The sequence below is a fragment of the Streptomyces chlorus genome (assembly GCF_042655885.1).
In the GTDB taxonomy this organism is placed as follows: Bacteria; Actinomycetota; Actinomycetes; order Streptomycetales; family Streptomycetaceae; genus Streptomyces; species Streptomyces chlorus.
Genome location: NZ_JBHSOA010000006.1, coordinates 126481 through 138457 on the forward strand (window position 1 = coordinate 126481; position 11977 = coordinate 138457).

At 73.2% G+C, this 11977-nt stretch carries 12 protein-coding genes; 6 read left to right on the top strand and 6 right to left on the bottom strand.

Going from position 1 to position 11977, the window contains the following annotated elements; genetic code table 11:
• Window positions 1-22: 22 nt before the first annotated feature.
• Both ACFPZI_RS03755 and ACFPZI_RS03760 read right to left on the bottom strand, forming a co-directional pair.
• A complete protein-coding gene (locus tag ACFPZI_RS03755; protein ID WP_381358136.1) occupies window positions 23-676 on the bottom strand; it encodes a hypothetical protein in 654 nt (217 codons plus the stop codon).
• 5 nt (window positions 677-681) lie between these two features.
• Complete coding sequence (locus ACFPZI_RS03760) at window positions 682-1356, bottom strand: hypothetical protein (RefSeq protein ID WP_381358139.1); 675 nt, start codon at window positions 1354-1356, stop codon at window positions 682-684.
• Window positions 1357-1480: 124 nt separating this feature from the next.
• On the opposite strand from ACFPZI_RS03760, the gene ACFPZI_RS03765 reads away from it, so the two are divergent.
• Window positions 1481-1972, top strand: coding sequence for a GNAT family N-acetyltransferase (locus ACFPZI_RS03765; RefSeq protein WP_381358142.1), 492 nt, complete (start codon window positions 1481-1483; stop codon window positions 1970-1972).
• 14 nt (window positions 1973-1986) lie between these two features.
• Here ACFPZI_RS03765 and ACFPZI_RS03770 read toward each other — a convergent pair whose 3' ends face one another.
• Window positions 1987-4224, bottom strand: a complete 2238-nt coding sequence (locus ACFPZI_RS03770; RefSeq protein ID WP_381358144.1) for an MDR family MFS transporter — start codon at window positions 4222-4224, stop codon at window positions 1987-1989.
• 161 nt (window positions 4225-4385) lie between these two features.
• Between ACFPZI_RS03770 and ACFPZI_RS03775 the strand changes: the two genes are divergently transcribed.
• On the top strand, window positions 4386-5774 hold the full coding sequence (locus ACFPZI_RS03775; protein ID WP_381358147.1) for a peptidoglycan-binding domain-containing protein: 1389 nt from the start codon (window positions 4386-4388) through the stop codon (window positions 5772-5774).
• 54 nt (window positions 5775-5828) lie between these two features.
• On the opposite strand, the gene ACFPZI_RS03780 is transcribed toward ACFPZI_RS03775, so the two are convergent.
• Window positions 5829-6506 carry an HAD-IA family hydrolase gene (locus tag ACFPZI_RS03780; protein ID WP_381358150.1) on the bottom strand — a complete coding sequence of 226 codons (678 nt, stop codon included), beginning with the start codon at window positions 6504-6506 and terminating at the stop codon, window positions 5829-5831.
• 300 nt (window positions 6507-6806) lie between these two features.
• Window positions 6807-7388: a TMEM165/GDT1 family protein gene (locus ACFPZI_RS03785; RefSeq protein ID WP_381358153.1), complete on the bottom strand. Its 582-nt coding sequence runs from the start codon at window positions 7386-7388 to the stop codon at window positions 6807-6809.
• Window positions 7389-7892: 504 nt separating this feature from the next.
• Here ACFPZI_RS03785 and ACFPZI_RS03790 point away from each other — a divergent pair.
• The 3 genes from ACFPZI_RS03790 (at window position 7893) to ACFPZI_RS03800 (ending at window position 11145) form a co-directional block, all read left to right on the top strand.
• Window positions 7893-8537 (top strand): HNH endonuclease family protein, encoded by a 645-nt coding sequence (locus ACFPZI_RS03790; RefSeq protein WP_381358155.1) that lies wholly within the window; start codon window positions 7893-7895, stop codon window positions 8535-8537.
• A gap of 89 nt (window positions 8538-8626) precedes the next feature.
• On the top strand, window positions 8627-10369 hold the full coding sequence (locus ACFPZI_RS03795; protein WP_381358158.1) for an alkaline phosphatase D family protein: 1743 nt from the start codon (window positions 8627-8629) through the stop codon (window positions 10367-10369).
• Window positions 10370-10542: 173 nt separating this feature from the next.
• The gene (locus ACFPZI_RS03800) at window positions 10543-11145 is read left to right on the top strand and encodes a DedA family protein (protein ID WP_381358161.1); all 603 of its coding nucleotides are present in this window, start codon (window positions 10543-10545) and stop codon (window positions 11143-11145) included.
• A gap of 81 nt (window positions 11146-11226) precedes the next feature.
• On the opposite strand, the gene ACFPZI_RS03805 is transcribed toward ACFPZI_RS03800, so the two are convergent.
• Window positions 11227-11472: a DUF2277 domain-containing protein gene (locus ACFPZI_RS03805; RefSeq protein WP_381358164.1), complete on the bottom strand. Its 246-nt coding sequence runs from the start codon at window positions 11470-11472 to the stop codon at window positions 11227-11229.
• A 138-nt stretch (window positions 11473-11610) separates the two neighbouring features.
• Between ACFPZI_RS03805 and ACFPZI_RS03810 the strand changes: the two genes are divergently transcribed.
• A complete protein-coding gene (locus ACFPZI_RS03810) occupies window positions 11611-11967 on the top strand; it encodes a hypothetical protein (RefSeq protein WP_381358167.1) in 357 nt (118 codons plus the stop codon).
• Window positions 11968-11977: the final 10 nt, after the last annotated feature.

Sequence of the window (11977 nt, forward strand, 5' to 3'; positions counted from 1 at the left end):
GCCGGCCCCGGCGCGGAGCCGGTCAGGCGCGCAGCAGCCGTTCCGCCAGTTCGCGGTAGTCCCGCAGGGCCAGGCGCAGCTGCTCGGTGCCGGTCTCGGCGGCGTTCGGGCCCTCGCCGACGTCCGCGGTCTGCCAGGACCGGCGCAGGGTACGGCGCCGCTCGGTCACCACGTCCGTGAAGCGGGCGGCGAGTTCCTCCAGCACGTGATCGGCCTCCGCGACGGAGTCCCGCGGGGCGTCCACGAAACCGGCCACGGCGTGCTGCAACTGCGCGGAGAGCTTGTCGCCGTCGTCGAGCGGGAGCAGACCGGGGCCGTGCGCGGCGCCGGGGGCGCGGTCACCGTCGTGGCGGTCGTCCAGGGGCGTGTACGGGTCCGGCGTGCCACCGGTCCGCGAGCGGTCGGCGGCCGGGGAGCCTGCGCCGTCGCGGGCGGGCATCACTGTGCCGGTGTCCTCGCGGAGGTCCGGGGCGCCGGCTCGGGCGCCCTTCTCGTAGGCGTCACGGCGGGGGTCACCGTGGATGTCCTCGTGGATGTCCTGGTGAACGTCCCCGTGGGTGTCCTCGCGGACGTTCCCGTGGACTCCGTCACGGGTCCCGGGGGCGGTCGTGCGGGTGGTGGTGCGGGGCGCCTCGGTCAGCGGTTCGTCGCCGGGGCGCCGGGTCGTGTCGGTCATCTCGCTCAGCTCTCCTTCGCCTGTCGCCGGTGGAGCAGTGAGGGCGTGTGGGGGCGGCCGCGTTCGGCCGTCCTCGCGCGGTGGCCGTCCGGGCCGCCGCGATGGTCTCCGTCGTCGTGACGGGACGGCCGCACCAGGTCGTCGAAGAGGGCGCGGGCCTCGACCATGGCCTCGCGCATCTCCTCGGTGCCCGCGCCGCCTTCGTGCCCGCCGTTCACGCGGGCCTGCGCGACCCGGTGCACCCGGCGGTAGCCGTCGACGTGGTGGGCGTGGTGCACGGACAGTGCGGCGAGCTGCTCCTCGTACTGTCCGCCGTCGGGGTAGCCCCGGGCGGTGGCGAGGTCGGCGAGCAGCCGGTCCGCCTCGGCGACGGCGTCCCGCGGCGAGTCGACGAACCGCTCCTGCGCGGCCGTCCAGCCCGCCTCGTACCTCTCCCGTTCGGCGGCCCCCAGCGGGCGTGCCCGCAGGTCGCCGTGGAGCTTCACGCGCTGGGCCAGTTCACGTTCGGCGGCCTCCGCGTCCCCGTCGTGCCGGGCGAGGGCCCGGTCGTACTCGGGTCCGAAGCGCCGCTTCAGGTGCGCGCCGTGGCGGGGGCCACGGGCGCGCAGGGTCAGTACGGCCGCCGCGACGACAACGACCGCCACGATCACGATCAAGGCAATGATCAGGCCAGTGGACATGGATGCCTTCCGGTTCGTCGGCCAACCGGCGCTCCTCGCGCGCCGGTTCTCCGTTCGGGTTGCCCAAATGCCCGCCCGCAAACAGAGTTGCGGGCCCGGGGACAGGTATACGCAGAATGCGGACATGACATGGACGATCCGCCCCGAACTCCCCGACTCCCCCGTCGCCGCCGCGCTCTGGCGGGCGTACTACACGGAGGTCAGCGACCGCTGGTACCTGCTGCACGAGGGACGCCGGACCGATCCGCAGGAACTGGAGCGCGAGATCGCCGCGGAGTCGGGCGCCGACCTCGTGCCGCCGCGCGGGCATCTGCTGGTCGCGCGGTACGGGGACGAGGCGGCGGGCAGTGCGGGGATCCGGCTGCTGGACCCTGCGACCGCCGAACTCACCCGGGTCTTCCTGCACCAGGGGATGCGGGGCAGGGGCGGTGCGGCGCTCCTGGTGCGCGCCGCCGAGGACGCGGCCCGCGCGTCGGGGGCCACCCGGCTGATCCTGGACACGCGCGGCGACCTGGTGGAGGCCCGCGTCCTGTACGCGCGGCTCGGCTTCACCGAGACGGAACCGCACAACAGCGAACCGACCGCCGAGCACTGGTTCACCAAGCAGCTCGGGTGAACCCCGTTCCGGGCTCAGCCGACCGGCGTACCCGGGCGCCCGCCGCGCGCACCCCCCGGACGCTCGCCGCCGCCGTGCGGGCGTTCCCCGTGCGGGCCTTCCCCGTGCGGGCCTTCCCCGTGCGGGCGTTCCCCGTGCGGGCGTTCCCCGCGTGATCCGCCCAGCTCCCCCGAGAGCTCGTGCACCAGCCGCACCAGATCAGTGGGCCGGCCCGGTCCCCACCAGTCGCCGAGCAGCTCGGCCAGGGACTCCTCCCGGGCCCGCGCCAGCCGCTCGGCGGCCTCGAACCCGTCGTCGGTCAGGACGAGGCCGAGGCCCTCGCGCCGGGCGAGGTGTCGCACCTCGGCCTGGCGTGCGGCCTCCATGACGACATCGAGCGGGACGGGACTGCGCTCGGCGAGCAGCACCGGTTCCACCGTGCCGTGCCTCCTGATCCGCAGCAGCAGCCAGCTCGTCGCGGGCAGCAGGTCGTAGCCCGCGCGGGCGGTGGTCTTCCGGTAGATGTCGCGCCGGCCCTCGCGGGTGCCGAGCAGTGACAGCGCGCGGCACACCTCGTCGTACGACGACCGCTCCACCGGGTTGCCGGCCAGCGTCTCGGCACCGTCGGGCGCGGTGACCGAGGCGCGCAGCTTGTCCTCCTTGAGGAGCCAGGCCAGGACGAACCCGACGAGGACGACGGGAGCGGCGTACAGGAAGACGGCGGTGATGGAGGAGGCGTACGCGTGGACGGCCTCCGGGCGCAGGGCGGCCGGCAGGTCCTGGATGCCGCGCGGGTCGGCCTCCAGCGCGTCGGCAAAGACGCCGGGCGGGAGCCGGGCGCCGCGGAAGACGTCGGCGAGTTTGTCGTCGAGGCCGTTCGTGAAGATCATGCCGAAGACGGCGACGCCGAACGAGGCGCCGATGGAACGGAAGAAGGTCACGCCGGAGGTGGCGACGCCCAGATCCTGGTAGGAGACGGAGTTCTGCACGATCAGCACCAGAACCTGCAGCATCAGGCCGAGCCCCAGGCCGAAGACGAAGAAGAAGGCGCTCATCACGGCGGTGGTGCTGTGCTCGTCGATCTGGTGGAGCAGCAGCAGGCCGACGGTCATGACGCCGGTGCCCGCGATCGGGAACACCTTCCAGCGGCCGGTGCGGCTGATGATCTGTCCGGAGCCGGTCGAGGCCAGCAGCGTTCCGGCCACCATCGGCAGCATGTGCACGCCGGACATGGTCGGGGTGACTCCCTGGACCACCTGGAGGAACGTCGGGAGGTAGGTCGACGTGCCGAACATGGCGAAGCCGACGATGAAGCTGATCACGGCGGCGAGCGTGAAGGTGCGGATCCGGAACAGTTTCAGCGGCAGCACCGGTTCGGCGGCCCGGCGTTCGACGGACACGAAGGCGACGGCGAGGACGACACCCAGCACCGTGAGGCCGATGGTCTGCGGCGAGCCCCAGGCCCAGGTGGTGCCGCCGAGGGAGGCGACCAGGACCAGGCAGGTCGCGACGGAGGCGATGAGGAAGGTGCCGAGGTAGTCGATGACGTGCCGGGTCGAACTGCGCGGGATGTGCAGCACCGTCGCGATGACGGCGAGGGCGACGACCCCGAGGGGCAGGTTGATGTAGAACACCCAGCGCCAGCTCAGATGCTCGGTGAACAGTCCGCCGAGCAGCGGCCCGAGGACGCTCGTCGTACCGAAGACGGCGCCGAACATGCCCTGGTACTTGCCGCGTTCGCGGGGCGGGACGAGGTCGCCGACGATCGCCATGGACAGCACGATGAGTCCGCCGCCGCCCAGCCCCTGGAGCGCGCGGAAACCGATCAGCTGGGCCATGTCCTGCGCCACGCCGCACAGCGCGGACCCGATCAGGAAGATGACGATGGCGGTCTGGAACAGCCGCTTGCGGCCGTACTGGTCGCCGAGCTTGCCCCACAGCGGGGTCGCGGCGGTCGAGGCCAGCAGATACGCGGTGACCACCCAGGACAGATGCTCCAGGCCGCCCAGCTCACTGACGATGGTGGGCAGCGCGGTGGCCACGATGGTCTGGTCGAGGGCGGCGAGCAGCAGGCCGAGGAGCAGTGCGCCCATCGAGACGATGACGTTGCGGGACACCTGCTCACGGGGACCGCCCGGACCGCCCGGGCCACCTGGACCGCCCGGGCCGCCCGGGCCGGCATCGGTGGCCGGCGGTCCGGAACCGGAACCGGCACCGGGCGAGGGCCACGCGCTGCCCGCCCTCTCCGCCCTGCCGTGCGTGTCCCCGGACATGACCACCTCCACAGGTTCTCGTTTCCACGGTCCATCGTGATCGGTGTGACCGGTTATGGCCTGTTGAGTCCATCCGGAAGACCGCATTCCGGGGGGCGTGTGCGTCGGCGTGTGGAGAAGATCTGCATAATCTCTGGAGATCGCGAGGGGAGGGAATACACGTGGACGATTCGACGGGCACCCCGTGCCCGGACTGCGGTGCGTCCAGGAACAGGGACAACACCCCTTCCTGCGCCTGCAATCTGCGCGCGTCCGACGCCCTTCGCGACGCCCGTACGGCGCAGGCGGCAGAGGCCGAGGACTTCACTCCGCTCCGCATCCGCCCGTACGTCGAACTCGACGACGGCACGACGATGGCAGCGGCAGGGGCAGCCGCAGCGAGTACGCCGAACGCCGCACCGGCCGACGGGAACCCCGGCATGCCGGAGGTCGGCGACACCCCGGCCGACGGCGGTGCGCCGGAAGCCGGGCAGGGGACCGAGCAGGCCCGCACCCCGGCCGACTCGAACCGGCGGGACACCCCGGCGGCTCACGGCGGGCCCACAGCACGGAACGAGCAGACCGCACACGGCGAGCGGACCGCACGGGCTGGGCAGACGGCACCCGAGGCACTGCGGCCGGCCGCCGACGCGACCATGCAACTGCGTGCCCTCACCGCGGACTCGCTCGCCGCACCCGAAACCCCCGGCGACCCGGACGCGACGTCCGTGCTCCCCCCGGCCACCCCCGTGCCGGCCCCGGCCCCCCGGCCCACGCCCCTCGCCGCGCCTCTCGCGCCGTCCACGAGCGAGCCGAGCGCCACCGACCTGAACCTGTTCGACTCCACGCGTCCCCTCGGGACGGTACCTGCCGGGGCGGGTTCACTTCCGGTCCCGGAGGCCGGCGAACCCGCTCCCCCCGGCAGCCGCCGCCGCCGTCGCCGCACCACGCTGGTCGTGGCCGCCGGGGCCGTCGTGGCGGTGATCGGGGCCGCCGGGTGGGCGAGCGGGCTGTTCGCCTACGAGACGCCGTCCCGGGACGACGCACTGCCGAAGGACGTACGGGCGAGCGTGCCGGACACGCTCGTGGCCGACGCGCCCTCGGCGGCACCGGACACGAGCGTGTCCGGCTCACCGGAGGTGTCCGCCCCGGCGTCGGCCCCGGCCCCGCCGTCCGAGACCGCGAGCCCGTCGGCGTCGCCATCGGCCTCGGAGGCGGAGGCGGAGTCGGAGGCGAGCGCTTCGGCGGCCCCGTCGGATGCGGCGGAGCCCTCCGCGACCCCGACGACCACCGCCCCGGCCGAGGCCCCCGAGGAGGCGGAGGAACTGGACGACGGCACCGCCACCGGTCCCACACTGAGGCGCGGCGACCGGGGTCCGGAGGTCGTCGACCTCCAGCAGCGCCTGAGCAAGGTGTACCTGTACAACGGCTCGGCCAACGGCCAGTTCAACCGCCGCACGGAGGACGCCGTCCGCACCTACCAGTGGACGCGGGGCGTCCGTGGCGACGAGCCGGGTGTGTACGGACCGGAGACCCGGGCCCGGCTGGAGGCGGAGACCGGGAACCGCTGAGGCGACGGAACCTGCCGTACCGGCCGCACCGCCTCGCGGCGGCGACAGGCGACGTCAGCCCGCGTGCCCGGCTTCCGTGATGTGCAGCAGGATCGTCCCGTCCGCGCCGCGCTCCACCCGTACCTGGGTCAGGTCGCGTACGACCACGTCCGGGTCGTGGAGTCCGGCGCGCGGACCGATGCCGACGACGCGCATGCCGGCCGCGCGCCCTGCCGCGATCCCCGCCCCGGAGTCCTCGAAGACCACGCAGTCGGCCGGGGCGACGCCCAGTTCCGCCGCGCCCTTGAGGAAGCCCTCGGGGTCGGGCTTGCTCGCGCCGACCGACTCGGCGGTCACCCGCACCTCGGGCCGCTCCAGCCCTGCGGCGGCCATCCGTGCCGTGGACAGGGCGACGTCGGCGGAGGTCACGAGGGCGTGCGGGAGGCCGTCGAGCGAGGCGAGGAACGCGCGGGCGCCCGGTATCTCGACGACGCCCTCGATGTCCGAGGTCTCCTCGGCGAGCATGCGCGCGTTGTCGGCGTGGTTCCGCTCCGTCGGCCGGTCCGGCAGCAGCAGCGCCATCGAGGCGTAGCCCTGGCGGCCGTGCACGACCTTCATGACCTCGTCGCCGTCGAGCCCGTTCCGCTCGGCCCAGCGTCGCCAGACGCGCTCCACCGAGGCGTCCGAGTTGACGAGGGTGCCGTCCATGTCCAGCAGGAGGGCGCGGGCGGTGAGTACGGCGGTGGCCGTCATCGGCAGCTCCAAAGCGCGGGAAGGTGGGGCCCGGGTGCGGGCCCCGGTGCGGTTTTCGGGAAGGGGAGACAAGGCGGCCCCGCCCGCCGGTCAGGGAAAACGGGCGGGAGCCACTTTGTTCATTCACGATACAAAACAAGTCCGGCATCCCGCCAGCGGCTCCGCCGACCGTTCACGAATCGTTGGCCGCGCCGTCGCCCCCGCAGCCGCCGACGGAACCGGTCGACCGGCCGTGCGTTCCACTCGGCCCACCCTTCCCGGCCCACCCTCCGGTCCGGCCGCCGGCCCGGCCCGCCCCGCTCAGCCGGTCGCCGCCCCCCACAGGCTCCACACCCCGAGCCCCAGCATCAACAGCGCCGCGATCCGGGTGATCAGCTTGAGCGGCACCCGCTTCATCAGGGCCTTTCCGCCGACGATGCCCAGTCCGGCCACTGCCCACAGCGCCAGCACCGCACCCAGACCGACGGAGAGCGGGTCGTCGTAACGGGCGGCGAGGTTGGCCGTCATGATCTGGGTGAGATCGCCGAACTCGGCGACCAGGATGAGCATGAAGCCCGCCCCGGACACCTTCCAGAAGGACTGGTCCTTGGGGTTGCGGACCTCCTCCTCGCCGTCGTCCTTCTTGAACAGCAGCATCGCCGCGCCACCCAGGAAGAGCGCACCCGTGATCGCTTGCACGAGCTGCTGCGGCAACAGGGTGAGCACGCTGCCCGCCGCCACCGCGAGCGCGACATGCACGGCGAAGGCGGCGGCGACACCGGCGAAGACGTAGGAGGCCCGGTAGCGGGTGCCGAGGACGAGGCCGGCGAGCGCGGTCTTGTCCGGCAGTTCGGCGAGGAAGACGACGCCGAACACGACGGCCGTCACGGTCAGGTTGATCAAGGTTCCTCGATCGGTCGGGGCTGCCCCACCGAGAGTCTGCGCGTGTCCACGGGACGCCTCGGCACGGCAGCACACATGGCACCCGCGCCGAGGGGCACGGGCGTGCACTGCTTGCCGAAGGTCTCGCCGGCCGACCCCATGTACGGGGCCTGCCTCCGGGCGCCGGCTCAGACGGGCTGAGCAGTATGTCGACGGTCCGGCGAAGGGCTACTCCCCCTCTGCGCCGTCCATCGTACGCGAGGCCGGTCCGCACACCCGCCCGAGCACCCGTACGCACACCTCTGCGCGCACCCGCACCCCCTCCGCACCCCGTCCATACCTGCGGGAATCCCACGAAAACGTCACGCCCGCACGGCATCCGCACCACATCGGCGCCGCCGCACATCTAGACACGTCATGCACACGTCATTAAGTTCTCACCGGGTCCACCCCTCCCCGTAACGCCGCGAGGCGAGCATTCCCCTTGCTCGCACCCCAACGCCCCCACCCCACAAGGGAGTTCGCATGCCCAAGTTCTACGCGCGTCGACGCCTGAGCATAGTCGCGGCGCTCACCGGGCTCATAGCCTCCGCCGGAATGCTCAACGGCCCGAGCGCCTCCGCCGCCCTCCCCACCCCGGTCAGCGCCTCCACGGCCCGCACCTACCTCGCCTCGCTCACCGTGTCCACCGAAAGCCGCACCGGCTACAACCGTGACCTCTTCCCCCACTGGATCACCATCAGCGGCACCTGCAACACCCGCGAGACGGTCCTCAAGCGCGACGGCACGAACGTCGTCACCGACTCCGCCTGCGCTTCCACCAGCGGCAGTTGGTACTCCCCGTTCGACGGCGCCACCTGGACCGCCGCCTCCGACGTCGACATCGACCACCTCGTCCCGCTCGCCGAGGCCTGGGACTCCGGCGCCGGCTCCTGGACCACCGCCCGGCGCCAGGCCTTCGCCAACGACCTCACCCGCCCGCAGCTCCTCGCGGTCACCGACAACGTCAACCAGTCCAAGGGCGACAAGGACCCCGCCGAGTGGATGCCGTCCCGCACGGCGTACCGCTGCACCTACGTCCGCGCCTGGGTGCAGGTGAAGTACTACTACGGCCTGTCGGTCGACTCGGCCGAGAAGTCCGCCCTGCAGGGCTACCTCGCGAGCTGCTGACCGCGTAGCACGCCGCAACAGGCCCAAGGTCCCCCGCACTCCTCCGTCGTTCCGTACCGTACGGGGCGACGGAGGAAAGGGGCACCACCATGACCGGACTGCGCCTCGGGCCGCTGCTGAGGTACCTCGACGGCTCGTCCGCAACCGTCTGGGTCGAGACGAGCCGGCCGGGCACCGCCGAGGTGCGCTGCGCCGACGGGTCCGGCGGGACGGCCCGCACCTTCCAGATCGCGGGGCACCACTACGCGCTCGTCGAGGTGACCGGCCTGACACCCGGCACGGCGACGCCGTACGAGGTGTTCCTCGACCGCACCCGCGTGTGGCCGCCGGCCGAGGACGAGGCCTTCGCGTCGCTGCCGCCCTCCGTCATCGCCACTCCCGGCGCGGAGGCCGACGCCGGTGTGCGGGTCGCCTTCGGCTCCTGCCGCTGGGCGTCCCCGCCGGCCGGCGAGCCCGATCCCGTCGGCCCCGACGCGCTGCACGGCCTGGCCGCGCGCATCGCCGCCGATCCGGGCGGCGAACGGCCCGACGTGCTCCTCCTTCTGGGCGACCAGGTGTACGCGGACGAGACCTCCGACGCCACGCGCGCCTATCTCGCCGCCCGCCGCGACCTCGCGGACCCCCCGGGCGACCAGGTGGCGGACTACGAGGAGTACACCCACCTCTACTACGAGTCCTGGCTCGACCCGCTGGTGCGCTGGCTGCTGTCGACCGTCCCCACGTGCATGGTCTTCGACGACCACGACGTGATCGACGACTGGAACACCTCCGCCTCCTGGGTCGCCGACATGCGGGCCACGTCCTGGTGGGGCGAGCGGGTGCGCAGCGGTCTGATGTCGTACTGGGTGTACCAGCATCTCGGCAACCTCTCCCCGCGCGAACTGGCGGCGGACCCGCTGTACGCGTCCGTGCGGGAACGCCCCGACGGTACGGACGTGTTGCGGGCCTTCGCCGCGAAGGCCGAGGCGGACGCGGCCTCGGTGCGCTGGAGTTACCGGCGCGACTTCGGCCGGGTGCGGCTGCTGATGGTGGACACCCGGGCGGCCCGGGTCCTGACGGAGGGCGAGCGTGTGATGCTCGACCCGGCCGAGGCGGCCTGGCTGCGCGCACAGGCGCTGGACGAGCGCGGCGCGTACGACCATCTCCTCATCGGTACGTCCCTGCCCTGGCTGCTGCCGCATCTGGTGCACGACGTCGAGGGGTGGAGCTCCGTGCTGGCCCGGGGTGACAAGGGGCCCCGCTGGGCGCGGTTCGGGGAGTGGCTGCGGCGCGCGGCGGACCTGGAGCACTGGGCGGCGTTCCCTGAGTCCTTCGGGGAGTTGGCGGAGGTGATCGCCGAGGCCGGTACGGGGCCGGACGCGCCGGCGACGGTGTGTGTGCTCTCCGGTGACGTCCATCACGCGTATGTGGCGGAGCCGAGCTGGGGCGCGACGGGGCGGGGGCGCGGGTCCGGGGACGGGCGGGGGCGGGGGCGCGGGCGCGGGCCGGACGCCCGGGTGGTGCAGCTGACCTGCTCCCCCGTGCACAACTCCATTCCCCTGTCGATCCGGCTCGGGTTCCGCTTCGGCTGGAGCGCCGTCGCCCGCGGCCTCGGCCGGGTCGTCGCCCGGCACGGGCGCTCGGGGCGGCCGCCGGTCAAGTGGCGCAGGACCGGCGGGCCTTGGTTCGGCAACCAGCTCATGACGCTGACCATGCGCGGGCGCTCGGCGGTGCTGCGGCTGGAGCACGCGCGCACGGCGAAGAGTCCGGCACCGGGGACGGTCGCGGGGCGGCCGGGTGCGGGGCCGGAGGCCCGGCTGAGAACGGTGACGGAGACCGAACTGAGCGGGTGACGTACGGGGAGAAGCCAAGGCGACACGCATGCACGGCGTCGTACGCACGAACTCTTCGTGACCTTTCCGTCACCTGCTCGGCGTACTCTCAGTGACTGTCAATGGTCATTCCTGCCGCTCCTACGCGCCACCGCGGCACGGTCTGGCCGACGGGGGAGCAACGGGGAGTTCGGGTGGAGAGTTTCGGGTCGCTGATCGGCAGCCCATGGGTCTACGTGGTGGTGGCCCTCTCGGTCCTTCTTGACGTGTTCCTGCCGGTGTTGCCGAGCGGGGTCCTCGTGATCGCGGCGGCCGCCGCCGCCGCTGCGGGCACCGCGACCGACGTGCCCGACATCCTGGTCCTGACGCTCTGCGCCGCCACCGCCTCCGTCCTGGGCGACCTGGTCGCCTACCGTCTCGCCTGGCGCGGCGGCGACCGCCTGGACCGGGCGATCGCCCGCTCCCGCCGTCTGGCCGGCGCGCAGGAACGTCTCGGCGCCGCGCTGGCCCGCGGCGGCGGCGGTCTGGTCGTCCTCGCCCGTTTCGCCCCGGCCGGCCGCTCGCTGGTCTCACTCGGCGCGGGCGCCGCCCGCCGCCGGGCCCGCGACTTCCTGCCCTGGTCGGCACTGGCCGGGCTGTCCTGGGCCGCCTACAGCGTGGCCCTCGGCTACCTCGGCGCCCACTGGCTGGGCGCGACCTGGCTCGCCACCGCGGTGTCGGTCGGCGCGCTGTTCGGGGCGGGTGCGGGGGCGGCGTACCTGATGCGCGAGCGGCCGGTACCGGTGGAAGCGTCGTAACGGGGTGACGAGGGCCCGCCCCGCCCCTCTTCACCCGCTACGTCGTTCGCCTCACCCATCCCACTTGCCCGGTCTCCCCGTCTACCCCGCCTGCCGCACCGTGCTCGCGCTCGCGCCGGCGCCGCGCACCTCCAGGCCGTCCAGCAGGCCGGCCGTGGCCTCGGCGATCGCGTCCACGGCCCGGTCGAAGACCTCGCGGTTGTGGGCGGCCGGCGCCCGGAAACCGGACACCTTCCTCACGTACTGCAGGGCGGCGGCCCGGATCTCGTCTTCGGTGGCCTCCTCGGGCAACGCGGGCGGACGCAGGGTCTTGATACTCCGGCACATGCCCCCAGTCTCACCCCCGGGCGCCCCTGATGGCCATGCCGGACGACCGCGTACCCGGGCTTACCCGATCGGGTGAACCGGGCGAGGAGGCCTCCGATTAACCCGCCCCCTAAAATCGAACAGGCGTATCATTGGCGCGTGGCTGCGACCTATGACTTTCCGAGTGACCTCCTCGCCGGTCAGGAGGAGCTGCGTCAGGTCCAGGCCGAGCTGTCGGCCCTGTTGAAGCGGCTTCCCTGGTCGGTGGAACCGCTCGACGGGTTCAGCGACGAAACCGGCCGGCGCATGGTCGAGCGCCCCGCCTCACCCGGCTGGACGGACGACGAGCAGGCCGAGGTGGAAAAGCTCCGGCGCCGGGAGCACGAGCTGGTGGTGTTCGTCAGCACCCATCGGTACTGGGCGGAACTGACCGGCCTTGACCGCGTCCACGCCCGCTCCCGGCTGAAGCACGCGCACGGGACACCGCCGCCGGGCGGGACGGAGCCGTCCCCGTAGGGACCCCTCG